Genomic DNA, 25,214 nt, shown 5'->3' on the forward strand with positions numbered 1-25,214 from the left:
TTGCGTAAGACGTGGTCAGGGTGCCGCGAGCGGCGAGGGCGACGCGTTGCCCGTGCCGATCTGCGCGGTCAGTGCGTCGTTCTTGAAGAAGGTATAGGACAGGGTGATGGTCTTCACTTCCGCCGGCAGGTCCGGGTCCACGATGAAGCGGACCGGCATGTCGCGGCTTTCGCCGGCCTGCAGGGTCTGGGCCGTGAAGCAGAAGCACTCGGTCTTGGTGAAATAGCCCGAGGCGCGGGCCGGTGCCACCGACGGCACCGCGCTGCCGACGACGGCGCGCTGACTGTCGTTGCGGGCGAAATACTTCGCCTCGTACAGCTCGCCGGGCACCACTTCCATGGTCAGCTGTTCCGGCCGGAACGCCCACGGCAGCTTGGAGTTGACGCCACCATCGAACTGCACGGTCACCGTGCGCGCGACCTTGGTCGCCGCCGCGGCGGCCACCTGGCCGGGCCCTTGCTCCAGGCGGATGCCGAATACCTTCTCGCAGGCGATGCGGTACAGCGGCACCAGCGAGAACGTCAGCACGAACACCGCCACCGCCACGCCCACCAGCTTGAACAGCCCGGTCGAGTTGGACTTGGCCGCGCTCATGCGCTCAACACCGCGCGGCCGATGAAGGCCACGAAGATCGCGAACGCAATGCCGCCGATCACCCACGCCGTCCGCAGCACCGCCTTGCGGCGGCGCGCGAGTTCCTCGGGAGTCAGCACGGGGGCGTTCATGGCGCGATGCTCGGCCGTCTCAGTGCGTCACGTCGCCGTGCGCCAGGTCGCCGTCCTTGATGACGGGCGGCGTGGTGAACGTGTGGTGCGGCGCGGGCGACGGCACGGTCCATTCCAGGCCCTTCGCGTTTTCCCACGCACGCGCTTCGGCCTTCTTGCCGCTGCGCAGCGAAGACCACAGGATCGCGGCCATGATGAACGGCGTCAGGAACATGCCGAACGCACCGATCGAGCTGATGAAGTTCCAGTCCGCGAACACCGGGTTGTAGTCCGGGATGCGGCGCGGCATGCCGGCCAGGCCCAGGAAGTGCTGCGGGAAGAACAGCAGGTTGACGAACACGATCGTCCACCAGAAATGGAACTTGCCCCAGAACTCGTTGTACATGCGGCCGGTCCACTTCGGCCACCAGTAGTAGGTGGCGGCGATGATGGAGAACAGCGCGCCGGTCACCAGCACGTAGTGGAAGTGCGCCACCACGAAGTAGGTGTCGTGGTACTGGAAGTCCGCCGGCACGATGGCCAGCATCAGGCCAGAGAAGCCGCCGATGGTGAACAGGATCACGAAGCCCACGGCCCACAGCATCGGCGTTTCGAAGCTCAGCGAGCCCTTCCACATCGTGCTGACCCAGTTGAACACCTTCACGCCGGTCGGGATGGCGATCAGCATGGTGGCGAACATGAAGTAGATCTCGCCACCCAGCGGCATGCCCACCGTGAACATGTGGTGCGCCCACACGATGAACGACAGGAACGCGATCGAGGCGGTCGCGTACACCATGGCCTGGTAGCCGAACAACGGCTTGCGGCTGAAGGTCGGGATGATTTCCGACACCACGCCGAACGCCGGCAGGATCATGATGTAGACCTCGGGGTGACCGAAGAACCAGAAGATGTGCTGGTACATCACCGGGTCGCCGCCGCCGGCCGCGTTGAAGAAGCTGGTGCCGAAGAACTTGTCGGTCAGCAGCATGGTCACCGCGCCCGCCAGCACCGGCATCACCGCGATCAGCAGGAACGCGGTGATCAGCCAGGTCCAGCAGAAGATCGGCATCTTCAGCAGGTCGATGCCCGGTGCGCGCATGTTGAGCACCGTGGCGATGATGTTGATCGCGCCCATGATCGAGCTGACGCCCATCATGTGGATGGCGAAGATGGTCAGCGCCACGTTCGCGCCGCCCTGCAGCGACAGCGGCGGGTACAGCGTCCAGCCACCGGCCGGCGCGCCGCCCGGCAGGAACAGCGAGCTGAGCAGCAGGGTGAAGGCGAACGGCATGATCCAGAAGGACCAGTTGTTCATGCGCGGCAGCGCCATGTCCGGCGCGCCCACCTGCAGCGGGATCATCCAGTTGGCCAGGCCGACGAACGCCGGCATCACGCCACCGAAGATCATGACCAGCGCATGCACCGTGGTCATCTGGTTGAAGAACTCGGGGCTGACCAGCTGCAGGCCCGGCACCATCAGCTCGGCACGGATCACCACCGACATGCCCGCGCCGATGATGAACATGATGAAGCTGAAGATCAGGTAGAGCGTGCCGATGTCCTTGTGGTTCGTGGAGAAGAACCACCGCTCGATGAAGCTCTGCTGGTGACCGTGGTGATCGTCATGATGATCGACGGCGGTGTTGGCCATGTGCGTAATCTCTTGCAGCTGATGCGGGCGGTCGATCAACCCTGCGCCGACGGCGCGGGGGTCTCGGCGGTGGGGGCGGCGTCAACGGCCGGGGCCGTCGTGGCGTCGGCCGGCGCGGCCTCTTCCACCGGCGCGGCCGGGGCGGGGGCGGCAGCCGGGGCGGGCTTCTTCGAGGCCAGCCACTGCTCGTACTCGGCCTTCGGCACCGCCTTCACGACGATCGGCATGAAGCCGTGGTCCTTGCCGCACAGCTCGGCGCACTGGCCGCGGTAGATGCCCGGTTCCTTGATGTCGGTCCAGGCCTCGTTGACGATGCCCGGGATGGCGTCCTGCTTCCAGCCCAGTGCCGGCACCCACCACGCGTGGATGACATCGTCGGCGGTGATCACGAAGCGGATCTTGGTGTTGGTGGGCAGCACCAGCTGGTTGTCGACGTCCAGCAGGTAGTGCGGGTGCGCCTTGATCTCTTCCTGCGTCGTCGCCTTGTTCTGGCGCAGGCGGTCGGACTCGCGGTCCAGGCGGCTGGTGAATTCCACGCCCTCGCCCAGGTATTCGTACTTCCACATCCATTGGTAGCCGGTGACCTTGACGGTCATCTCGGAATCGCGGGTGTCGTACATGGCGATCAGCTTGGCGGTCGCCGGCCAGGCCATGACCACCAGGATCAGCACCGGGATGACGGTCCAGATGATCTCGGCCGTGGTGTTGTGGCTGAACTGTGCCGGCACCGCGCCCTTGGAATGGCGGAACTTGAACATCGCGTAGCCCATCGCACCGAACACGATGATGCCGATGACGATGCAGACCCACAGCGCGATCATGTGCGCGTCATAGGCATGCTGCGACGACGCCGTCACGCCCTTGCCCATGTTCAGCTGCCACGGCTTCGGGTCCGCCGACTGCGCCCAGGCCAGCGCCGGCATTGCCAGCAGCGTGCACGCCGTCATCAACCGCTTCCACATCCCATTCACTTGCGTCATTGCCTAGACCCCAATGCGTCATCGGTTGCGGCCACTCGCGGCCGCCAGTAAATCCTGCAATCTGTCCGCCAGCTCCCGGCGTTCGGCCGGCCCCAGGAAGTTGCCCACCTGGACCTGCCTGCCGCTGGAGGCCAGCGAAATCCTTTCGCCATCCCGCTCGATGCACAGGCGCACCCAATAGGGATGCGCCCGGAACACCGCCCCTGACACGGAGGTGGTGACCTCCACCGCGTCGGGACCGATGCTGATGTCTTCCCTCCGGTCGCCACTGCGCCACAGCACGCGCAGCGCCGTGGCCAGGATGGCCGAATGGAGCAATGCAAAAGCCGGCGCGAAGGCATTGCCTCCCCACCAGCCCAGCATGGCGACGATCCACATCGCGCCCGACAGCGCCACGAACAACATCACGAACTGGCGGCGCGTCAGCGCCCGCGGCGGCCGCAGCCTGAGCTGCGCGCCGTGTCCGTCCCACGATGACGGCACCACTTCGATCATGTCGCCCGCCACACGATCCGGGCTGCGGAAAACCGTTAAATGGTAGCTCCCGCCACACTTTGCGGCAAGTTTCATTGATCCAGGACAAGGTGCTCGGCCCGGCCGCGCGAACCTCATCCGGCATCCGCGGATGCATTCCGCGACCGCCGTCACCGCAGGGCGCAGGAGGACGGGCAACCCCCGCAAGCGGGCAACGGCGGGCATATCCGGGCCGCGCGCACGGGCCTAAACTAGTGGACTGCCTTTGGACTGCCCTGCCGTCATGTCGACACCCTCGCCTGTCCCGTCGCCCGCCGTTCCGCCGGCCGGCCGCATCATTTCCCCCGAAATCCCCGCTCCGCCGTCTCCGTTGCGCGCCGCGATCACCGCCGCCTGGCTGCGCGACGAGACCGGACATGTCCGCGAACTGCTGGAGCAGGCGCGCCTGCCGGCCAACGAGCAGATCCAGGCGCAACGGCTTGCAGTGGACCTGGTGAAGCGGGTCCGCGCCCGCGCACAGGACCAGGGCGCCATCGAAGCCTTCATGCGCCAGTACGACCTCGGCAGCGACGAAGGCGTGTTGCTGATGTGCGTGGCCGAGGCCCTGCTGCGCATCCCGGACCAGGAGACCGCCGACAAGCTGATCCGCGACAAGCTGGGCGACGCGGACTGGGAGCGGCACCTGGGCCAGAGCGACTCCGTGCTGGTCAACGCCTCCACCTGGGGCCTGATGCTGACCGGCAAGCTGGTCAACCTGAACGACCTGACCCGCGCCGACGTGCCGGGCGCGTTCAAGCGCCTGGTCGGCCGCGTGGGCGAGCCGGTGATCCGGCTGGCCGTGCGCCAGGCCATGCGGATCATGGGCCACCAGTTCGTCATGGGCCGCACCATCGACGAAGCGCTGTCGCGCAGCCGCAAGGGTGAGAACGCCGACTACCGCTATTCCTTCGACATGCTGGGCGAGGGCGCGCTGACCACCCGGGACGCCGCCCGCTACCTGGAGGCCTATCGCCAGGCGATCCATGCGATCGGTCGCACCGGCCCCTTCGCCGACGTGTTCGCCGCGCCCAGCATCTCGATCAAGCTGTCCGCGCTGCACCCGCGCTATGAGCACGCCAAGCGCGCCCGCGTGATGAAGGAACTGGCCCCGGCCATCCTCGAACTGGCGCAACTCGCCAAGTCCTACGGCATCGGCTTCACCATCGACGCCGAAGAGGCCGACCGCCTGGAGCTGTCGCTGGACCTGATCGAGGCCACGTTCTCCGATGCCTCGCTCGATGGCTGGGAAGGCTACGGCCTGGCCGTGCAGGCCTACCAGAAGCGCACGCCGTACGTGATCGACTTCCTCGCCGACCTCGCCCGCCGCGTCGGTCGCCGCATGCCGGTGCGCCTGGTCAAGGGCGCCTACTGGGATGCCGAGATCAAGCGCGCGCAGATCGATGGCCATCCGGGCTATCCCGTGTTCACGCGCAAGCCGAACACCGACGTGTCCTATCTCGCCAACGCGCGCCGCATGCTCGACCAAGGCAATGCGCTGTACCCGATGTTCGCCACCCACAACGCGCAGACCATCGCCGCGATCCGCTTCATCGCCAACGGCCGTCCTTACGAGCACCAGAAGCTGCACGGCATGGGCGACGACCTGTATGCCGAAGTGGTGCCGAAGCACCGCCTCGATACGCCGTGCCGCGTGTACGCACCGGTCGGCTCGCACGAGGACCTGCTGCCGTACCTGGTGCGCCGCCTGCTCGAGAACGGCGCCAACAGCAGCTTCGTCAACCGCATCACCGACGAGAACGTGGCCATCGAGGACCTCGTGCGCGACCCGGTGCAGACCGTGTCGGAATTCGAATCCATCCCGCACCCGCGCATCCCGCTGCCGGTCGATCTTTTCCGGAGCCAGCCGGCTCCCATCGCTTCTTCTGACAGGAACAACTCCATGGGCGCCAACCTCGCCAACGACAACGACCTGCGCGCGCTGGCCGAGCGCATCAACGCGGCGGTCAAGCCGTGGCGCGCCGCGCCGCTGGTGCCGGGCGCCGTCGTGTCGAGCGCGGCGTTGCCGGTGACCAACCCGGCCGACCGCCGCCAGATCGTCGGCGAGTGGCAGCCCGCCGACGGCGGCACCGTCGAGAAGGCGCTGGCGAACGCTGTCGCCGCACAGCCGGCATGGGACCGCACGCCGGCCGCCAGCCGCGCCGCCATCCTCGAGCACGCCGCGAACCTGCTGGAGCAGCGCCTGCCCGACTACATTGCGCTGTGCGTGAAGGAAGCCGGCAAGACCATCCCCGACAGCGTCGCCGAAGTGCGCGAGGCGGTGGACTTCCTGCGCTATTACGCCGCTCAGGCGCGCGCGCAGTTCGGCGCACCGGAACAGCTGCCCGGCCCGACCGGCGAATCCAACCAGCTGCAGCTGCAGGGCCGCGGCGTGTTCGTCTGCATCAGCCCGTGGAACTTCCCGCTGGCGATCTTCCTGGGCCAGGTCAGCGCCGCGCTCGCCGCCGGCAACAGCGTGATCGCCAAGCCGGCCGAACAGACCAACCTGATCGGCCACGCGGCGGTGAAGCTGCTGCACGAAGCCGGCATTCCGGAAGCCGTGCTGCAGTTCCTGCCCGGCGACGGCGCCACCGTCGGCGCCGCGCTGACCAAGGACCCGCGCGTGGCCGGCGTAGCCTTCACCGGTTCCACCGACACCGCGCGCGCCATCAACCGCGCGCTCGCCGGCCGCGTCGCCGGCCCGATCGCCACGCTGATCGCCGAAACCGGTGGCCAGAACGCCTTTATCGCCGACTCCTCCGCACTGCCGGAGCAGCTGGTCAAGGACGCGATGGGTTCGGCGTTCACCTCCGCAGGCCAGCGCTGCTCGGCCGCGCGCGTGCTGTTCGTGCAGGACGACATCGCCGACAAGGTGATGACGATGCTGGCCGGCGCGATGGACGAGCTGAAGATCGGCGACCCCGGCCTGCTCTCGACCGATGTGGGTCCGGTGATCGACGCTGACGCGCTGAAAATCCTAGACGACCATGCCGTGCGCATGGCGGCCGAAGCGCGCCTGATCAAGCAGGCGAACGCAGGTGAGGAAACGGCGCACGGCACGTTCTTCGCGCCGCGCGCGTGGGAACTGAAGTCGCTGGACCAGTTGCACAAGGAAATCTTCGGACCGGCCCTGCACGTGGTGCGCTGGAAGGCCGACCAGCTGGATGCGGTGATCGACCAGATCAATGCCACCGGTTACGGCCTGACCCTGGGCGTGCACTCGCGCATCGACGAAACCATCGACCGCATCGCTGCACGCGTGAAGGTCGGCAACGTGTACGTCAACCGCAACCAGATCGGCGCGGTGGTCGGCGTGCAGCCGTTCGGTGGCCAGGGCCTGTCGGGCACCGGTCCGAAGGCCGGCGGCCCGCACTACCTGCCGCGCTTCGCTACCGAGAAAACGGTCACCGTCAACACGACCGCCGCAGGCGGCAACGCCTCGCTGCTGACGCTCGGCGACTGAGCCCGGGCGCTGCCACGCATCGGCAGCTCCCACGTTGCATGCACAGCCCCGCTCCGGCGGGGCTTTTCTTTGGGCATGACCCACGGCACTGCTTGCCCGGGCATCGGCAGGCGATGCTGTCCCCACCCCACCCGTCGCTGGACCTTCACCCTGCCTGCGTGAACATCAGCCGATCCCGCCTGCCGGATTGATCCACATCCTGCGTTCTAGCGTCGACAAGGAGTTTCACGGCCAGCAGGGCCCCCGCGCATGACGACCGACTTCTACAACCTGCTGCTCAGCGACTCCGCCCTCGCCGCCGTGCTGCTCGCGCTCTTCTTCTACGTGGGCAGGGTCTCGCGCGGCGTGCGCGGCATCGCCACCTGGGGCGTGGCGCATTTCCTGTATTCCCTCGGCGCCGCGATGCTGGACGGCACCGCGCAGATGCTGGTGCGCGCCGGTGACGCGTCGCTCGCGCAAGCGATTGCCAGCCTGGGTGGCCTGCTGGCCTGCGCCGGCCTTGCCGGCCTGGCCTGGTCGATCATCCAGTTCGTGCAGCAGCGCGCGCTGACAGGGTGGGAACGTGCGCTGCTGCCGCTGTGCATCGGCTTCTCATTGGTCGGCGCGGTGGCGGGCGGCGGCGTTGACGCGCAGGGCGCTGCGATGAGCGCCACCGAAGTCATCGTGCTGGCGGTGATGATCCGGCACCTGCTGGCGCTGCGCAGCGCGCCCGACCATGTGCCGGCCAGGCTCATGATCACCGGCTGTTTCGTGTTGCTGTGGCTGTATGGCGGCGACCTGCTCGCCGCACTGACCGGGCGCTATGGCCCCAATCCGGTCTGGGTGAACCTGGACCTGTCGATCTGGTTCATGCTCAATTTCTGCATGCTGATGCTGGCCAGCTTCCGCGCGGCCGAACCGCTGCGGCGTGGCGCGCTGTTCGATCCGCTCACCGGTGCGCTCAATCGCCGCGGCCTGGACAACGAACTGCAGGCCCGCAGCGGGCGGCATGCCGCCGAGCACGGGCTGGCCGTGATCGCACTGGACCTGGACCACTTCAAGGCCGTCAACGACGATCATGGCCACGAAGCGGGCGACCTGGTGCTGCAGCGCTTCTCCGATGTCGTGCGCAGCTGTATCCGCGGCGACGACCTGTTCGCGCGCCTGGGGGGAGAGGAGTTCATGCTGGTCCTGCGCGACACGCAGGCCGAAACCGCGCAGGCCCTGGCCGAACGCATCCGCCAGCAGGTGATGGCGCTTGAATTCGCTCCGGTCGGGGCGGGAATCCGCATCACCGTCAGCCTGGGCGTGTCGTTCGCCGCCGACCGCAACGCGCCCTACGACACCCTGATGCGGCTCGCGGACGAAGCGCTCTATGCCGCCAAACACAAAGGCCGCAACCGGATCGAGGTACGCTGGCTGCCCGCCTGACCCGAGGACTGCCATGCCGCGCTACCGCCGACTTGCTCTTGCCCTGCTTGCCTGCTTCGCCACTCCCCTGGCGCAGGCATCGGCCCACGCTTCCGCGTGCCCGGCCGATCCCGGCCATGCGCCGACCGGCGACCTCACCGCCGCGCGCGTGGCCGCTGCACGCGCGGACGACAGCGAAGAGCGCCTGTACGAAGGCGCGGTGTGGCGCGACGGCGCGCTGTATCTGTCGGACTTCGTCCACAACGGCCGCTTCCCCTCGCGCATCCGCCGCTTCACCCCGCCGGACCGCTGGGAAACCGTGGTCGAGGACAGCGGCAGCAACGGGCTCGCGCTGGATACGGACGGCCGCCTCATCGCCGCCGCCCACGACCGCAAGCAGGTGGCGCGGGTGGACCTGGCCGACGGCTCGCGCACGCCGCTGGTGTCGACGTTCGACGGCGCGCCGTTCAACTCCCCGAACGACCTGGTGATGGCTGCCGACGGCACCCTCTACTTCACCGATCCCGACTACCAGCGCAAGGCCGCGCCCGGTGGCCAGCCCCTCACCCGCGTGTATCGCCACCACGAGGGCGTGACAACGGTGGTGGACGACAGCCTGCGCAATCCGAATGGCATCGCGCTGTCGCCGGATGGCAGCACGTTGTACGTGGCAGGCGGAACCGGCGATGGCGACGTGTTGCGCGCCTATCCGTTGCGCGACGGCGTGCCCGGCCCGGGCCGCGACCTGGCGCGCATCACCGGCGGCGACGGCCTGACGCTGGATTGCCTGGGCAACATCTACGTCACCGAACACGGCCAACAGCGCGTGCGCGTGTTCTCTCCCGCGGGTGACGTGCTGGCCACGATCCGCGTGGACGCCAACATCACCAATGCCGCGTTCGGCGGCGAAGACCGGCGCACGTTGTTCCTGACCGGCGCCGCGAGCCTGTGGTCGATCGAACTGCCGGTCGCCGGTCTTCCGTATTGATCCGGTGATGCAGGAAGGCAATGAAAAACCCCGCCGAGGCGGGGTTTTTCGTGGTTCGGATCCGTGCCGCGATCAGAACTTGTATTGCATCGCCACACCGAACAGGTCGGCGCCGCCCTCGAAGTCGCCCACCAGGCGCGCGCGCGTGCTGTTGGTCAGGTCCACTTCCGGGGTATCGACGATGTCGATCTTGACGTAGCTGGCGCTGAGCTCGAAATGCTCGGACACGTTCCAGGTCATGCCCAGCGAGTACCACATGCGGTCCTGGTCGGGCAGGCGCGGAGTGCGGTGCGGACGGCTGACCGGGGAGTCGTCGCGCGCCACGCCGGCGCGGAAGGTGAACTTGTCGCTGAACTTGTACTCGCCGCCGATCGAATAGAACCAGTTCTCGTCCCAGCTGTAGTCCTCGACCGAGTCGGGCTGCGCGGGGTTGTCGAACTCGATGCGGATTTCCTGCAGCGACGACCAGTCGGTGCGGGTGGCTTCGGCCATCACGGTGAAGCGATCGGTGGCGTAGTAGGTGGCGCTGAAGGCATCGATGGCCGGCGTGGTCAGATCGGCACCGCCGCCACCGCTGATGAAGACGCCGTTGCCGAGCGCGGCACGCACGTTGGCAGGCACTTCGAACACCGCGTCGCCGTCCAGCTCATGGTCGATCTCGGAGCGGTGCGAGTAACCCAGCGACAGCTTGTCGGTCGGGCGCCAGTTCATGCCGACGATCCAGCCGAAGCCGTTGTCGGTGCCGTTGATGCTGGCGAAACCGTCGTTGCGCTGCGGACCGAATTGCGCCGTCGGGCCCACGCAGGCAGCCGGGCTGCGGCCGCAGATGACGGTGCCGAAGTCGACGGCGTTGGACAGGGTGACGTCGGCGTGCTCGTAGATGAAGCCCGCACCGACCGAGAAACGGTCGCTCAGTTCGAGCGATGCCGCCAGGGTCAGGTCGACGATCTTCACGTCCGATTCCAGGGCGTGGTAGCGGCCCTTCCAGCCATCGTCGTAGTCGGTCTTCAGGCCGAACGGCGCGCTGATCATCATGCCCAGCGTCAGGTATTCGAAATCGCCGCTCAGCGGCAGGATGAAGGAAGCGGCCGGCACGGCGGCCACGTCACCGGCGTCGCCACCGTTGCCGCCGGTCAGCGGCTGCTGGAACGGGGTGCCGGTCGCGGCGGTGCCGCTGCCTTCGAATTCGTAGGACAGGTCGATCGCGGTGACGTCGGCCTGCAGGGTGCGCTCGGTGAAGGTGGACATGACGGCCGGGTTGTTGACCACGACCGAGGCGTCGCCCTTGGCGGAGGCCGCACCGGCCATCGCGCGGCCCTGGGCCTTGACGCTGTTTTCCTTCAGCTGGAAGGCGGCGGCGTGTACGTCACCATAGGCGAGCACGCCTGCGATACCGAGCGCCAGCGCCGAAACGCGGGTGATGTTCTTTGCAAATTCCATGAATGATTTCTCCGGAGACGTGGGTAAAAGCGCCTGCGTCGTCCATGGCCGCGGGTGTTGTGGTCCACCCGTTCGGCCTGCCGGAAGCCCCTCCCGACATACGACGCCGTATGCAGTATACCTGCTAACTAAACTCTAACAATCCGTCGTAAGTCATTGCCCCTATTCAGTTTCGCCGCGACGCACCATGGGCAGTCCGGCAGTGAGCGGGTAGAGTGCCGACGCATGTTCGTTTCCCTCCCGTCCCGCCGGAAACCGCCCGTCCGCTGGGCCACGCCGACCCTGTTGGTGGTCCTGTCCGCCGCCTTCTGCTGGGCGTTGACCCTCGGGGAGGCCGCGCAGAGCTACCTGCTGACCCAATGGGGGGCGCTGACCGGCGGCATGGTGGCGCCGGAGGTCTGGCTGGCGTCGTTGCAGCGCGGCACGGTGCTGCGCCTGTTCACCGCGCTGTTCCTGCATGCGGACTGGGCGCATCTGCTGGGCAACCTGGTGTTCCTGCTGATCTTCGGCCTGCCCGCGGAACGGGCGATGGGGCCGTGGCGGTTCCTGCTGCTGTTCCTCGTGGGCGGTGCCGTGGCGAACGTCGCCGCCGTGCTCAGCATCGGAACACCCGACCGCGTCATCATCGGCGCCAGCGGTGCGATCTCCGCCGTCATCGGCGCCTACCTGGCCCTGTTCCCCACCGCCAAGCTGGGCGTGGTGCTGCCGCTGGGCCTGTTCCTCGAATTCGTGAAGGCGCCGGCCTCGCTCCTGATCGGCATCTGGGCACTGCTGCAGGTGGTCTTCGCCTACACGGGCCCCGCCTTCGGCACCGTGGCGTGGTCGGCGCACATCGCGGGCTTCCTGTTCGGCGTGGTGTTCGCCCTGTTCGTGCGCGCCGCCATCGCACGGCGGATGCGCAAGCGGCAGGGATACTGAAGAGGCCACCTGCCGCCCACGATGCCCGTCGTCATCCCGGCTTGCACCGGGAACGGAAGCGGGCCCGCCTGTCGACGGGTGCCGGCCGCATGCAGCGCACTCCGTATAATCCGCTGCATGAAAACCACGCTCTACAAGGTCACCTTCCACAACCACACCAAGGTCTACGAGCTGTACGCGCGCAAGGTGGCGGCGAGCAGCCTGTGGGGATTCACCGAGGTGGGCGAACTGGTGTTCGACGTGCACGAAGGCCTGGTGGTGGACCCCACCGAAGAACGCCTGCGCGACGAGTTCGGCAACACCAAGGTCCTGCACCTGCCGATGCAGAGCATCATCCGGGTGGAAGAGGTGGAGCGGAAAGGCCAGTCGGCGATCCGCGACGCGGCCACCGGCGAGAAAGTGGTGACACCGTTCCCGATGCCGGCGAAGCCGCGCTAGGCGCGCCTGCCGCTTCCGATGGAGCGGCCTCCGTCGCGATGCACGCATCCGGCCTCGCGACGGATGTCGCGCCCAGGCCCGCCGACGCTCAACGCCGCTGCTGGCTCGAGGGCGCCCGCGCCGTGGCGACCACCTTCTTCAGTTCGACCAGCGCCGCCGTGATCGGCGCATCACCGTCGAGCACGTCACCCGGCGTGTAGCCGGCCGCACCTTCTTCGTCGCCGCGCAGATGACCGGGCAGCGTGGCCTCGGTGATGTACGGCTGGCCATCCGGCCCGATCGCCGTGCCCGGCTTGCCATCCTGTTCCGGCTTGACCACCACGTCGGGCACGATGCCGCTGGCCTGGATCGATTTGCCGCTGGGCGTGTAGTAGCGCGCAGTCGTCAGCTTGACCGAATCGCCGTTGTCGAGCGGCAGCACCGTCTGCACCGAGCCCTTGCCGAAGGTGCGACTGCCCACCACGCGCGCGCGCTTGTTGTCGCGCAGCGCGCCGGCCAGCACTTCAGAGGCGCTGGCCGAGCCTGCGTCCACCAGCACCACCACGGGCGCGCCGTTCAAACGGTCGCCCGGCGTGGCATCGAACTTGGAGTCGCTGATCGACATCCGCCCGCGGGTGCTGACGATGTTGCCCTTGTCGAGCAGGTCGTCGGCCACCTGCACTGCCGCCAGCAGCAGTCCACCCGGATTGCTGCGCAGGTCCAGCACGAGTCCGCGCAGCTTCCCGTTCTCCTGCAGCCTGTCCACCTGCTTCTGGAAATCGGCGGCGGTGTCGGTCTGGAATGCGCTGATGCGAACGTAGCCGTAGCCCGGCTCCAGCACGCGGCTGCGCACGCTGGTGATGCGGATGGTGTCCCGCACCAGGGTCACGTCGAACGGCTTGGGCGTGCCATCGCGCAGGATCGTCAGCACGATCCGGCTGCCCGGCGCGCCACGCAGCGGCTCCATGCCGTCTTCGGCGCTGATCGGCTTGCCGTCGATGGCGGTGATGACGTCGCCGGACCTGATGCCCGCCTTCGCGGCGGGCGTGTCGTCGATCGGCGACACCACCAGCAGCGTCCGGTCGGGCTGCTGCTGCAGTTCCACGCCGATGCCTTCGTAGGCGCCGGTGGCCTGTTCGTCGAAGGCGTCGGAATCTTCCTTGTCGAAGTAGGTGCTGTGCGGATCCAGGTCCAGCAACAGGCCCCGGATGGCGGACTGCATCAGTTCGCGGTCTTCGACCGGTTCGACATACGCCTCTTTGACCGCATTGAACACGGCCACGTAGCGGCGGATCTCGTCCAGCGGCACTTTCGACGGGGCGTTTTCCGCGGCATCGGGATCGTCGCTGGGCGCGACCACCGGCGGCGTCTCCGGCAGTGGCGCCTGCTGCTGCGCCCACGCCGGCATGCACGCGAACAGGGCGACGGTCAGGGTGGCCAGGGAAAGACGCAGCGGCATGCAGACGCTCCAGGAGGGGCTTGATGGGACTTCGCGCACGGGCGCGAAGTTCACCGGATTATGCGCGAAGCCACCTGGCCCGTTTGTTCAAGCCGGGTTAGGGCCCGGCGCCCTGTTCATCGCCGCTGCAGCCACGATGCCGGGTCGACCGGCTGGCCGTTGCGGCGCAGCTCGAAGTACAGCGCAGCCTGGCCCTGTCCGCCCGACGTGCCCACACGCGCCACCGCATCACCCCGCTTGACCCGTTCGCCGCTGTCCTTCAGCAGGCTGTCGTTGTGCGCGTACAGGCTCATGTAGCCATTGCCATGATCGAGGATCAGGATCAGGCCGTACCCCGTCATCCATTCGGAAAACACCACGGTACCGTCCGCCACCGCCGTGACCGGCGTGCCCGAAGGTGCGCCGATCAGCACGCCGGTGCTGGCGCGACCATCGGGCATGCGTCCGCCATAGCGCGCCAACAGGCTGCCCGATACCGGCCAGCCCAGACCGCCGACTTTCAGCGGAGGTGCGGAGGCCACGGCCGGACGCGGCGCAGGCGGGGTGCGCGTACTGCGTGACGCGGTACCGGCACTGTCGCGCTTCTGTGCCGCTGCCGCAGCAGCTTCGCGGCGTGCGGCGGCACGACGTTCGGTCTCGGCACGCGCAGCTGCGGCGCGCAGGTTGTCCAGCAGGCGTTGCAGCGAACGCGCGTCCTGTCCCAGCGCCTTTTCCTTTGCGGCACGATCCTGGTATCGCTCGTCCAGGTCCGCGACCAGGCTCGCGCGTGTCCTGCGGGCCTTCTCCAGTTGCGAGACCTGCTCGCGCTGCCTTGCCCGCGCCGTGTCCAGTTCGGTGCGACGGGCCACGATGTCGCGCTCCACCTGGTCCAGTGCCGCCAGCTCGGTGTTCAATGTCGCGATGCGCCGCGCCTGGTCCCGCTGCACGTAGCGGTGGTAGGCCAGCAAGCGGTTCGCATCGGCTACGCGGTCCTGCGACAGCAGCACCTTCAACGGGGCGTCGTCGCCCTGCTGGTAGGCCGCACGCACCAGTGCCGTGAGCTGCCGGCGCTGCGACGCCTGCTGCGCCTGCATGGCATCGCGCTTCTGCTGCAGCGCCTGCAGCGCGGTGGCCTCGCGGCGCAGGGCCGCTTCGGTCTCGGACAGCGACCGCGTCGTGCGACCGACCTGCTCGTCCGCATCGCGCAGCTGGCGCGACGCCGTGCCACGCTCGCCTTCCAGCTTGCGGCGCTCCTGCGCGATCGACTTCAGCTCGCTGCGCACGCGCTCCAGCTTGCGTTCGGTCTCGCGCGGATTCTGCGCCGGCGCAACCGCCGCGACGGCCAGCCCGGCGAGCAGGAGCGCGGTGAACGCAGTGCGCGCGCGGCTGGGCATCAGGCGCCGATCAGGCTGCGGCCGCTCATGTCGGCCGGCTGCGCAAGGCCCAGCAGATCCAGCAGCGTCGGCGCCACGTCGCGCAACGCACCCCCGCTGCGCAACGTCACCGCACGCTGGCCCGCGCTTTCTGGCAACACGAGGACCAGCGGCACCGGGCCGACCGTGTGTGCGGTGTGCGGCTGGCCGGTGGCCGGATCGCGCATCATTTCCAGGTTGCCGTGGTCGGCGGTGATGAGCAGCGCACCACCGGCCTTGCGCACGGCGGCATCCACTTCGCCGATGGCCACGTCCACCGCCTGCGCGGCGAGGATCGCGGCATGCAGGTCGCCGCTGTGTCCGACCATGTCGGGATTGGCGATGTTGCAGATGATGGCGTCGAAGCGGCCCGAGCCGATGGCCTCCACCAGCTTCGCGGTCAGTTCGGGACAACTCATTTCCGGCTGCAGGTCGTAGGTGGCGACCTTCGGGCTGGGGATCAGGATGCGTTCCTCGCCGGCGAACACATCCTCGCGTCCGCCGCTGAAGAAGAACGTCACGTGCGCGTATTTCTCCGTCTCGGCGATGCGCAACTGGGTCAGGCCCGCGTCCGCCAGCAGTTCGCCGAAGGTCTGGCGCAGGTCGTCCGGCGCGAACGCCACCGGCGCGGGCAGCCTGGCGTCGTACTCGGTCAGGCAGACGAAGCGGGCCAGCGACGGCTTGCGTGCATCGAAGCCGTCGAACGCGGGCGACACGAACGCCGCCGTCAACTGGCGCGCGCGATCGGCGCGGAAGTTCATGAAGACCACGGCATCGCCGTCGGCCATCGGTTGGGCGCCGTCGATCACGGTGGGCAGGACGAACTCATCGTTCTCGCCGCGCGCATACGCGGCTTCCAGCGCGGCCACGCCGCTGGCGGCATGGTGGTCGCTGCGGGCGTCCACCATCGCGTCCCACGCCAGGCGCAGGCGGTCCCAGCGCTTGTCGCGGTCCATGGCGTAGTAGCGGCCGCTGACCGAGGCGATGTGCGCGTTGCCGAGTTCCGCACACAGGTCCTGCAGCGCGCGCAGGCTGGGTTCGGCCGACTTCGGCGGTGTGTCGCGGCCATCCAGGAAGGCGTGCACCGCGACGCGCGGCACGCCCTGGCGCTTGGCCAGGTCCAGCATCGCGAAAATGTGCAGTTCATGGCTGTGCACGCCGCCCGGCGACAGCAGGCCGAACACGTGCAACGTCTTGCCTGCGGCCTTGGCCGCCTCGCAGGCGGCGACAAGCTGGGCATTGGCGAAGAAGCTGCCGTCCTCGATGGCAGCGTCGATGCGGGTCAGGTCCTGGTAGACGATGCGGCCCGCCCCCAGGTTCATGTGCCCCACTTCCGAATTGCCCATCTGCCCGTCGGGCAGGCCCACATGGCGGCCTTCGGTGTGGATCAGCGTGTGCGGGGCGTTCGCCAGCAGGCGGTGCCAGTTCGGCAGCGTGGCCTGCGCCAGCGCGTTGTCGGCGGGATCTTCGCGATGCCCCCAGCCATCCAGGATCAGCAGCACGACGGGCTTGGGACGCTTCACGCGCATGTTGTCTTCAGGCGGGGGGGATGCGGACACGGCAGGATTCCAGTGACTTCAGGCAGGTGACGATTGTAGCGAAGCGTGGTGCCATGGCGTCCCCGATGACGGCCGGGCTAAACCTTTCCCTCCCCGCGCGCATCACAGTCATCAACACCACCCGAAGGATGACCCCATGACCCGTACCCGCACCGTCCTGCTGCTGACCCTGGCTCTGGCTGCCACGCCCGCGCTGGCCCAACAGGAGATCTCCAAGGTGAACGGCAGTGTCACCGCCGAGGCCGGCCAGACCTATGCCGACCTGGACACCGTCAACGGCAGCATCCGCATCGGGGATGGCGCCACCGCCGAGGATGCCAGCACCGTCAACGGCAGCATCAACGTGGGCGACAAGGCACGCGTGGATTCGCTGGAAACCGTGAACGGCTCCGTCCGTGCCGGCAAGGACGTGCAGATCCGCAAGGACGTCGAAACCGTCAACGGCAGCATCTTCATCGACCACGGCGGCGTGATCGGCGGCGACATCGAGACCGTCAATGGCGCCATCGGCCTGGTCGCCACCCAGGTCAGCGGCAGCATCCACACCGTGCGCGGCGACATCACCGTGGGCGTGGGGTCCCATGTGCGCGGCGGCCTGCGCGTGCAGAAGTCCACCGGCTTCTTCAACACCGACAGCAAGCGTCCCCCGCGCATCATCATCGGACCGAACGCCGTCGTCGAAGGCGCGCTGGTGTTCGAGCGCCCGGTCACCCTGTACGTGCACAGCAGTGCGAAGACCGGCCCGGTGACCGGCGCCACGGCCACGCCGTACAGCACCGACAGGGCCCCGACCGAGTAAGGACGGCGGACCGCGGCACATGGCACAGGCCCGGCCTGTCCATTGCCGCTAGAATCGGGATTCCTTTCGTTGAGGAATCCCGATGTCCCGCAAGTTGATGCTGCTGCTTGCCGCTTCCGTCGCACTGACGGCATGCAAGCGCGAAGCCGAGGCCCCGGCCCCCGCGCCCGAAGCCGCCACGCCGCCCGCCGCGGCGCACACCTTTACCGCCGACATCACCGAGGGCGACTTCGCCGACATGGTGAACGCGCTGGCGTCGGACGAGTTCGAAGGCCGCGCGCCCGGCTCGGTCGGCGAAGAGAAGACCACCGCCTATCTCGAAGCGCAGATGAAGCGCATCGGCCTGCAGCCGGGCAACAACGGCAGCTATTTCCAGGACGTGCCGATGGTGGAGACCACCGCCGACGAGGCCGCGACCACGCTGTCGCTGACCACGTCCGCCGGCAAGCGCGACCTGAAGTTCGGCACCGATTACGTCATCGGCACCCGTACCGGCGAGACCGAGGTCAAGCTGGACGCCAGCGAGCTGGTGTTCGTCGGCTATGGCGTCGATGCACCGGAGCAGAAGTGGAACGATTACGCCGGCCAGGACTGGACCGGCAAGACCGTGGTGATGTTCGTCAACGATCCCGGCTTCCACGCCAAGGACGAAGCCTTGTTCGGCGGCAACCGCATGACCTACTACGGCCGCTGGACGTACAAGTTCGAGGAAGCCGCGCGCAAGGGCGCCGCCGCCGCCCTGATCGTGCACGACACGCCCGGCGCCAGCTATGGCTGGGACGTGGTGAAGAACTCCTGGGCCGGGCCGCAGTACGACCTGCCCGCCAAGGATGATCCGGAGAAGCGCATCCCGCTGCAGGGCTGGCTGAGCGCGGAAGCGGCCAAGCAGCTGTTCGCCGATGCCGGCGTGGACCTGGACGCGGCCTACGCCAGCGCCGGCAAGCGCGGCTTCAAGCCGGTGCCGCTGAAGGCACAGCTGTCCGCCTCGCTGAAGAGCAGCATCACCGAGAAGACCTCGCGCAACGTCATCGGCGTGCTGCCGGGCAGCAGCAAGCCCGACGAAGCCGTGCTGTACATGGCGCACTGGGACCACCTGGGCAAGCACGAGGGTGAGGAAGGCGACAACATCTACAACGGTGCCGTCGACAACGCCACCGGCGTGGCCGGCATCCTGGAGATCGCCGAAGCGTTCGCCCACCAGGATCCCAAGCCAGCGCGTTCGGTGGTGTTCGTGGCGGTGACCCTGGAGGAATCCGGCCTGCTGGGTTCCAAGTACTACGTCGCGCACCCGACCTTCCCGCTCGACAAGATCGCCGGCGTGATCAACCTCGACGCCATGAGCGTCGGCGGCAAGTCGCGCGACTTCGTCGTCACCGGCAAGGGCAACTCGCAGCTTGAGGACATGCTGAAGGTCTACGCCGACCAGCAGGGCCGCGTGCTCGCCGAGGAAGGCAACCCGGCCGGCGGCTACTACTTCCGCAGCGACCACTTCAACTTCGCCAAGGCCGGCGTGCCCGCGCTGTATGCCAAGGGTGGCAACGACCTGTTGGACGGCGGCGTCGACGCCGGCAAGGCAGCGAGCGAGGAATACGCCAAGCGCTACCACCAGGCCAGCGACGAAGTGCACGCAGGCTGGAAGCTGGACGGCGTGGTGCAGGACCTGCAGGCGCTGTACGGCGTGGGCAAGGACCTGGCCGTGGCCGACACGTGGCCGAACTGGTATGACGGCAACCCGTTCAAGGCCGCGCGCGACACGATGATGAAGGCGGAACCGGCGAAGAAGTAAGCCGGCTGCACCAAGCGATACGAAGACGGCGCCGAAAGGCGCCGTTTTTGTTCCTTCTCCCCGCCTGCGGGGAGAAGGTGCCCGGAAGGGCGGATGAGGGGCGAGCACGGTGATGTTCCGTGCGATGTCTCTCCGCCATCGTCGAACTCGGCAATGCGAGCGCGCAGATCCAAGATGATGCCTCCGTTCGCCCCTCACCCGCCTTCGGCACCCTCTCCCCGCTGCGCAGGGAGAGGGCAACCGCCCATGGACGCCCCACTGCCGTACGCACTACCCTGCGGCATCCTCGGAGGGAAACCGCTCATGTCCATCGCCTACTGGTGCATCCTGGTCACCGCGCTGCTGCCGTATCTGTGGGTCTTCATCGCCAAGCGGTCGGGCGAGCGCTACAACAACCGCAACCCGCGCGCCTGGATCGCCAAGCAGGAAGGCAACTACAAGGTGCAGCGCGCCAATGCGGCGCATCTCAATGGCTTCGAGGCATTCCCCGCCTTCGTCGCCGGCGTGCTGATGGCACAGCTGGCCGGCGTGCCGGCTGAGACGGTGACGCCGCTGGCGCTGGGCTTCGTTGCCGCACGCGTCCTGCATGGCGTGTTCTACCTGGCGGACAAACAATCGCTGCGCAGCCTGGTCTGGCTGCTCGGCATGCTATGCGCCGTGGGCCTCATGGTGCTGGCGGCGCTGCGGGTGGCTTGAGGCCTGGATCAAGGACGGCACGCGGTACCAGCAGATCTTCCAGGAAGAACGCAGCCAGCTCCGAGCGACCGGCCAGCCCTGCCTTCGCGTAGATCGAGGCCGATTGCGCGCGCACCGTCTTCTCGTGCGTGCCGCGCAGATCCGCGATCTCGCGCAGTCCGAGGCCCTTCAGCAACAGGAAGGCAACCTCCTTCTCGGCGGGCGACAGGTGCCATCCATCCAACTGCGCATCGATCGAGCGCGACAGTCCTTCCACATGGCGTCGTGCCTGCTGACGCCAGGCCTCGGCCTGTGCACGCACCTGGCTGAGGTCTTCCGCCTGCCGCACCAGGCGGCGGCGCAGGCGCAGCGTGCTGCGCAACAGGTGCACGGCGCCCAGCAGAGCCAGCCCGGCCGCGAGGATTTCCAGCGCCACGTGCCAGGCGGACGCGCCCTGCCGCAGGCGCCCATGACATCCGTCACCACCAGCAATGCGATCAACAGCAGGACGCCCGCAATGACGCCGCGTTCGCTGCCATGCATGGGACGACGGTCAACCGTGGGGGACATCCTCGGCCCGCTCCCCGCGCGCATGCGCTTCATGTTCGGCCTGCTCTTCGTCGGCCCCGCTCCTTTCTCCGGAACCCGCATCCGCCTCATGGAGCATCAGCGTCTGGCCGAAGAGCGTGACACGGCCACGGCTGGCATCGTAGCGACTCGCCACGCCTGCGCCCACCGCCACCAACACCGCGACGAACGCCAGCGCCACACCCGCGTGCGGACGCACGTCGGTCTCCGCGGCGGAAATGCCGCGCTTGCGCCCATTCACCATGCTCAACGGGAGGGCATCGCGGTGTCGCATTACATGCACCAGCACGCCCGCCACATGCAGCAGCGCCACAGCCAGGAAGGCGTTGGCGAGCACCTCGTGCACCTCCTCGACCGCATGCGGCGCCACGCCCGCGACCATCGCCAGTCCGGTGGCCGCCATGCCCAGGCCCAGGCCCATCATCACCAGCGCCGCCCAGCTGGAGGCGGGGTTGTGTCCCGCCCATGTCCGCGCCTGACCGGACAGCACGCCACGCAAGTAGCCCACCAGCGCGGCAGGGCTCAGGCTGAAATCCGACAGCCGGGCGTGCCGCGTTCCCGCCACCCCCCACACCAGGCGCAGCAGCACCGCCGTCGCCAGCAGGCCACCGGCCAGCATGTGCACCACGAACCGCGGCGACTCGTCATCGAGCGTACTGCCGATGGCGTACGCGGCGACGAACAGGCCGGCGAAGGTCCAGTGGAAAACCCGCGTGGGCAGGTCGTAGATGCGGGGAGAAGACATGGCGGCGCGCTCCGGGGAAAGGAGCCCCACCTTCGCGACAACGCGCTGCGACGTCATCGGACAAATGCCGCATGCCCGCCGCATCAAGGCGTTACCGGATCAGCGCAGGTCCTCTTCCCATCCGAACAGGGCGAACGCCTTGCGGAATTCCGCATCCAGCGGCGCCACCGCTTCGATGCGTTCGCCCGTGACCGGATGCGGGAACGACAGCCGCACCGCGTGCAGCAGCATGCGGTGCACGCCCTGCATGCGGAAGTTCCGGTTGTGGCGGCCATCGCCATGGCTGGTGTCGCCGATCAGGTGATGGAACGCGTGCTTCAGGTGCCGGCGGATCTGGCGGAAGCGGCCTGTCTCCGGCTGGCAACGCAGCAGCGCGTAGCGTGAGGTCTCGAAGCCGGCGGAGGGCAGTGGCAGCTCACCCGTCGCCAAGCGCACGAAGCGCGTCACCGATGGCTTCTTGTCCGGCTTGCCGGGGCCTCCATCCAGTGGATGGTCGACGATGAAGTCCGGCTCCGGCCAGCCGCGGCACACGGCCAGATAATCCTTCTCCACCTCGCGCGACATCAACACCTTGCCCAGCGTCGATGCGCTGTCGCGGTCGAATGCCACCAGCAGGCAACCGCTGGTGGCGCGGTCCAGCCGGTGGATCAGGAAGATGGGGCGGCCGAACTGCATGCGCAGCCGATCGGCGACGAAATCCGTTTCCCCACCGGCCAGCTTGCTGTCGTGCGCCATCACGCCCGCGGGCTTGTTGACCACCGCGATCTGCGCATCGGCATACAGCACGGGCAACGCGCCATCGCCCGCTTTCGTCTCACCGTAATCCATGAATCTGCGTGCCTTCCAAATCTGCGAAACTCGGGGTTCGCCGCACGCGATGGACGCACGCGGCCCTGATGGAGGATTGTGGATGAAGTCACCCCGTTTCATTGTCGCACTCGGCCTGGCCGTGGCGCTTGCCCTGGGCCAGCCCGCGAGCCTCTACGCCGCGCCCGCGTTGCCCAAGGGCATCACCGCCGGCCCCAGCATCGAAGGCATCAGCGAGTACACGCTGTCCAACGGCCTGCGCGTGCTGGTGTTCCCCGATGCCACCAAGCCCACCGTGACCGTCAACCTGGTCTATGGCGTGGGTTCGGTGCACGAGAACTACGGCGAGACCGGCATGGCGCACCTGCTTGAGCACCTGCTGTTCAAGGGCACGCCCACGCAGTCCGACATCAGCGGCGAGATGAAGAAACGCGGCATCGACTTCAACGCCACCACCGGTCTGGACCGCACCAACTACTTCGCTTCGTTCCCGGCCAACACCGACACCCTCGAGTGGGTGTTGAAGATGGAAGCCGACCGCATGGTCAACTCCAATGTCGCCAAGAAGGACCTCGACAGCGAGATGACCGTGGTCCGCAACGAGCTGGAAGCGGGCGAGAACAGCCCCGGTGGCGTGCTGTTCCAGCGCATCCGCTCGACGGCGTTCCTGTGGCACAACTACGGCAACACCACCATCGGCGCACGCAGCGACGTGGAGGGCGTGCCGATCGACAAGCTGCAGGCGTTCTACCGGCAGTGGTACCAGCCCGACAACGCCACCCTCATCCTCGCCGGCCGCGTGGACACCACCGACGCGCTCGCCCGCGTCGCGCGCCATTTCGGCGCACTGAAGAAACCCACCCGCCCGCTGCCCCGCTTCTACACCCAGGAACCGGCGCAGGATGGCGAGCGCGAAGTCACCGTGCGCCGCGTCGGCAACCTGCGGCTGGTCGCGGCCGCCTACCACGCTCCGGCGGTGGCGCATCCGGACAACGCGCCGCTCAGCGTGCTGGCCAACGTGCTGGGACACACGCCCGGTGGCCGCCTGCACAAGGCGCTGGTGGAAACCAAGCTTGCCGCTGGCAGCGGCGCCAACGGCGAATCCATGCGCGACCCCGGACTGCTGACCGTGGTGGCCGTGGTGCCCAACGACGGCGACGCCGCGAAGACCGAAGCCGAACTGCTGAAGCAGGTCGAGCAGCTCGCCACCCGCCCGGTCACGCAGCAGGAAGTGGACGAGGCGAAGCAGCGCATCGGCAACGCCTACGACCTGTACTTCACCGACGTCAATGCCGTGGGCATGGGCCTGTCCGAGTTCCAGTCCGCCGGCGACTGGCGCCTGCTGTTCACCAGTCGCGACGCCATCGCGAAGGTCACCGCCGACGATGTCAACCGCGTCGCTGCCGCGTACCTGAAGTCGAGCAACCGCACGCTGGGCCGTTTCATTCCCACCACCACCCCGGAGCGGGTGGAGATCCCGGCCGCGCCCGCGGTCGCATCGCTGGTGGACGGCTACACCGGCGGTACCGCCGTCAGCGCCGGCGAGCAGTTCGATCCCTCGCCGAAGAACATCGAAGCAAGAACCCAGACCTTCACGCTGGGCGACGGCCTGAAAGTCTCGCTGCTGCCGAAGAAGACCCGTGGCGGCACCGTGATCGTCGATGCCAACTTCCGTTTCGCCGATGAGGCCGCGCTCACCGGCCGCGAAGGTGCCGCCGGCATGGCCGGCGCCATGCTGATGCGCGGCAGCAAGACGATGACGCGCGAACAGATCGACCAGCGACTTGAACAGCTGAAGACGCAGGGCAGCGTGGGCGGAAGCCTGCAGGGTGCCAGCATCGGCCTGCAGACGCGTCGCGAACACCTGGCCGATGCCCTGGCGCTGACCGCCGACGTCCTGCGCAATCCGGCGTTCCCTGAAAGCGAGTTCGAACAGCTGCGCCTGCAGGCACTGACCGGCATGGAAGCCTCGCGGCAGGAGCCGGGGGCGATCGCCGGTCGCGCGCTGGCGGAGTATTTCGACCCGTGGCCGGCCGGCCATCCGCTGCGCAACCGCACGCTGGACGAATCGCTGGCGGAACTGAAGGCGCTGAAGCTGGACGACGTACGCGCGTTCCACCGCGACGTGTACGGCACCGCCAACGGCGAGATCGCCATCGTCGGCGACTTCGACCCCGCCGCCGTGCGCGCGCAGCTGGAGCAGCTGTTCACCGGCTGGAAGAGCGGCAAGCCGTACGCGCCCATCGCCACCCGCTACACCGGCGTGGCGGCGAAGCAGGCGCGCTTCGAGACGCCGGACAAGCCCAATGCCGTGCTGCTGGCCCGGCACAACCTGTCGCTGAAGGTCACCGATGCGGACTACCCGGCGATGGTGATCGCCAACCGCGTGTTCGGCGGTGGCGCGCTGAAGTCGCGCCTGGGTGATCGCATCCGCCAGCAAGAGGGCCTGAGCTACGGCGTCTCCAGCGGCGTGCGCGCCGACGACAGCCGCACCGGCCAGGACGATGCCGGCAGCTTCAGCATCCAGGCCATCGCCGCGCCGGAGAACATGGCGAAGGTGGAAGCGCTGGTGCGCGAAGAGCTGGCGAAACTCGTCAAGGACGGCATCACCGTCGCGGAACTGGAAGACGCCGTAGCCGGCATGCTGACCGAACGCGAGCAGGGCCGCGCGGACGACGGCAGCGTCGCCGGCATGCTGGCCGACCAGCTGTTCTTCGGTCGCACCATGCAGTTCACCGCCGACCTGGATGCGAAGTACGCCGCACTGACGGTGGACCAGGTGAACGCCGCGATCCGCAAGCACTTCAAACCGGACGCGTTGAGCGTGTTCCTGGCAGGCGACTTCGCCAAGAAGGCCGGCGCGCCGGCGGCGGCGCCCGCGAAGTAATCCACATGACGTGAGACGGAACGGCCCCGCAAGGGGCCGTTCTCGTTTTCGCGCT

Annotated in this window: 20 protein-coding genes and 1 pseudogene; 9 read left to right on the forward strand and 12 right to left on the reverse strand. The window is 68.0% G+C overall.

Annotation, left to right across the window (positions count from 1 at the left end):
• Window positions 1–15 precede the first annotated feature (15 nt).
• Genes WBN46_RS16100 through WBN46_RS16120 form a run of 5 tightly spaced genes read right to left on the reverse strand, consistent with a single transcriptional unit; the run spans window position 16 to window position 3,833 of the window.
• Window positions 16–594: a cytochrome c oxidase assembly protein gene (locus WBN46_RS16100; protein ID WP_337732445.1), complete on the reverse strand. Its 579-nt coding sequence runs from the start codon at window positions 592–594 to the stop codon at window positions 16–18.
• A complete protein-coding gene (locus WBN46_RS16105) occupies window positions 591–725 on the reverse strand; it encodes a hypothetical protein (protein WP_255431468.1) in 135 nt (44 codons plus the stop codon). Before WBN46_RS16105 ends, WBN46_RS16100 begins: the two co-directional genes overlap by 4 nt.
• A 19-nt stretch (window positions 726–744) precedes the next feature.
• Entirely contained in the window at window positions 745–2,358 is a 1,614-nt protein-coding gene (gene ctaD, locus WBN46_RS16110) for a cytochrome c oxidase subunit I (RefSeq protein ID WP_337732446.1), read from the reverse strand.
• Window positions 2,359–2,393: 35 nt separating this feature from the next.
• Entirely contained in the window at window positions 2,394–3,338 is a 945-nt protein-coding gene (gene coxB, locus WBN46_RS16115) for a cytochrome c oxidase subunit II (protein WP_337732447.1), read from the reverse strand.
• A gap of 18 nt (window positions 3,339–3,356) precedes the next feature.
• A complete protein-coding gene (locus tag WBN46_RS16120) occupies window positions 3,357–3,833 on the reverse strand; it encodes a DUF2244 domain-containing protein (RefSeq protein WP_337732448.1) in 477 nt (158 codons plus the stop codon).
• Window positions 3,834–4,095: 262 nt separating this feature from the next.
• Between WBN46_RS16120 and putA the strand changes: the two genes are divergently transcribed.
• The 3 genes from putA to WBN46_RS16135 all read left to right on the forward strand — a co-directional run bounded on the left by putA (window position 4,096) and on the right by WBN46_RS16135 (window position 9,688).
• The gene (gene putA / locus WBN46_RS16125) at window positions 4,096–7,311 is read left to right on the forward strand and encodes a bifunctional proline dehydrogenase/L-glutamate gamma-semialdehyde dehydrogenase PutA (protein WP_337732450.1); all 3,216 of its coding nucleotides are present in this window, start codon (window positions 4,096–4,098) and stop codon (window positions 7,309–7,311) included.
• Window positions 7,312–7,560: 249 nt separating this feature from the next.
• Window positions 7,561–8,721: a GGDEF domain-containing protein gene (locus WBN46_RS16130; RefSeq protein ID WP_337732451.1), complete on the forward strand. Its 1,161-nt coding sequence runs from the start codon at window positions 7,561–7,563 to the stop codon at window positions 8,719–8,721.
• Between the two features lie 13 nt (window positions 8,722–8,734).
• Complete coding sequence (locus WBN46_RS16135) at window positions 8,735–9,688, forward strand: SMP-30/gluconolactonase/LRE family protein (RefSeq protein WP_337732452.1); 954 nt, start codon at window positions 8,735–8,737, stop codon at window positions 9,686–9,688.
• Window positions 9,689–9,760: 72 nt separating this feature from the next.
• On the opposite strand, the gene WBN46_RS16140 is transcribed toward WBN46_RS16135, so the two are convergent.
• Window positions 9,761–11,128 (reverse strand): outer membrane protein transport protein, encoded by a 1,368-nt coding sequence (locus WBN46_RS16140; RefSeq protein ID WP_337732453.1) that lies wholly within the window; start codon window positions 11,126–11,128, stop codon window positions 9,761–9,763.
• A gap of 225 nt (window positions 11,129–11,353) precedes the next feature.
• Here WBN46_RS16140 and WBN46_RS16145 point away from each other — a divergent pair, with 225 nt between their 5' ends.
• Both WBN46_RS16145 and WBN46_RS16150 read left to right on the forward strand, forming a co-directional pair.
• Window positions 11,354–12,046: a rhomboid family intramembrane serine protease gene (locus WBN46_RS16145; RefSeq protein WP_337732454.1), complete on the forward strand. Its 693-nt coding sequence runs from the start codon at window positions 11,354–11,356 to the stop codon at window positions 12,044–12,046.
• A 117-nt stretch (window positions 12,047–12,163) separates the two neighbouring features.
• A complete protein-coding gene (locus WBN46_RS16150) occupies window positions 12,164–12,484 on the forward strand; it encodes a DUF1820 family protein (RefSeq protein ID WP_192199739.1) in 321 nt (106 codons plus the stop codon).
• 91 nt (window positions 12,485–12,575) lie between these two features.
• On the opposite strand, the pseudogene WBN46_RS16155 reads toward WBN46_RS16150, so the two are convergent.
• The 3 genes and pseudogenes from WBN46_RS16155 to gpmI all read right to left on the reverse strand — a co-directional run.
• A pseudogene (locus WBN46_RS16155) lies at window positions 12,576–13,922 on the reverse strand (S41 family peptidase); the annotation flags it as partial.
• A 116-nt stretch (window positions 13,923–14,038) separates the two neighbouring features.
• Entirely contained in the window at window positions 14,039–15,295 is a 1,257-nt protein-coding gene (locus WBN46_RS16160; RefSeq protein ID WP_337732455.1) for a peptidoglycan DD-metalloendopeptidase family protein, read from the reverse strand.
• Window positions 15,295–16,842 carry a 2,3-bisphosphoglycerate-independent phosphoglycerate mutase gene (gene gpmI, locus WBN46_RS16165; RefSeq protein ID WP_337732541.1) on the reverse strand — a complete coding sequence of 516 codons (1,548 nt, stop codon included), beginning with the start codon at window positions 16,840–16,842 and terminating at the stop codon, window positions 15,295–15,297. The genes WBN46_RS16160 and gpmI overlap by 1 nt, the downstream gene beginning before the upstream one ends.
• A gap of 166 nt (window positions 16,843–17,008) precedes the next feature.
• On the opposite strand from gpmI, the gene WBN46_RS16170 reads away from it, so the two are divergent.
• The 3 genes from WBN46_RS16170 (at window position 17,009) to WBN46_RS16180 (ending at window position 20,153) form a co-directional block, all read left to right on the forward strand.
• Window positions 17,009–17,671: a hypothetical protein gene (locus WBN46_RS16170; protein WP_337732456.1), complete on the forward strand. Its 663-nt coding sequence runs from the start codon at window positions 17,009–17,011 to the stop codon at window positions 17,669–17,671.
• Window positions 17,672–17,753: 82 nt separating this feature from the next.
• Window positions 17,754–19,457 (forward strand): M28 family metallopeptidase, encoded by a 1,704-nt coding sequence (locus tag WBN46_RS16175; protein ID WP_337732457.1) that lies wholly within the window; start codon window positions 17,754–17,756, stop codon window positions 19,455–19,457.
• A 303-nt stretch (window positions 19,458–19,760) separates the two neighbouring features.
• A complete protein-coding gene (locus WBN46_RS16180; protein WP_337732458.1) occupies window positions 19,761–20,153 on the forward strand; it encodes an MAPEG family protein in 393 nt (130 codons plus the stop codon).
• Here the strand turns inward: WBN46_RS16180 and WBN46_RS16185 are convergent.
• The 3 genes from WBN46_RS16185 to WBN46_RS16195 all read right to left on the reverse strand — a co-directional run bounded on the left by WBN46_RS16185 (window position 20,122) and on the right by WBN46_RS16195 (window position 22,293).
• Window positions 20,122–20,568, reverse strand: coding sequence for a helix-turn-helix transcriptional regulator (locus WBN46_RS16185; protein ID WP_337732459.1), 447 nt, complete (start codon window positions 20,566–20,568; stop codon window positions 20,122–20,124). The two genes, WBN46_RS16180 and WBN46_RS16185, sit on opposite strands and share 32 nt — an antisense overlap.
• 117 nt (window positions 20,569–20,685) lie before the next feature.
• A complete protein-coding gene (locus tag WBN46_RS16190) occupies window positions 20,686–21,465 on the reverse strand; it encodes a cytochrome b/b6 domain-containing protein (RefSeq protein ID WP_337732460.1) in 780 nt (259 codons plus the stop codon).
• Window positions 21,466–21,564: 99 nt separating this feature from the next.
• Window positions 21,565–22,293, reverse strand: coding sequence for a pseudouridine synthase (locus tag WBN46_RS16195; protein WP_337732461.1), 729 nt, complete (start codon window positions 22,291–22,293; stop codon window positions 21,565–21,567).
• 82 nt (window positions 22,294–22,375) lie between these two features.
• Here WBN46_RS16195 and WBN46_RS16200 point away from each other — a divergent pair, with 82 nt between their 5' ends.
• On the forward strand, window positions 22,376–25,159 hold the full coding sequence (locus WBN46_RS16200; protein ID WP_337732462.1) for a pitrilysin family protein: 2,784 nt from the start codon (window positions 22,376–22,378) through the stop codon (window positions 25,157–25,159).
• Window positions 25,160–25,214: the final 55 nt, after the last annotated feature.

The sequence above is a fragment of the Pseudoxanthomonas sp. CCNWLW251 genome, assembly GCF_037402255.1.
Classification (GTDB): Bacteria; Pseudomonadota; Gammaproteobacteria; order Xanthomonadales; family Xanthomonadaceae; genus Pseudoxanthomonas_A.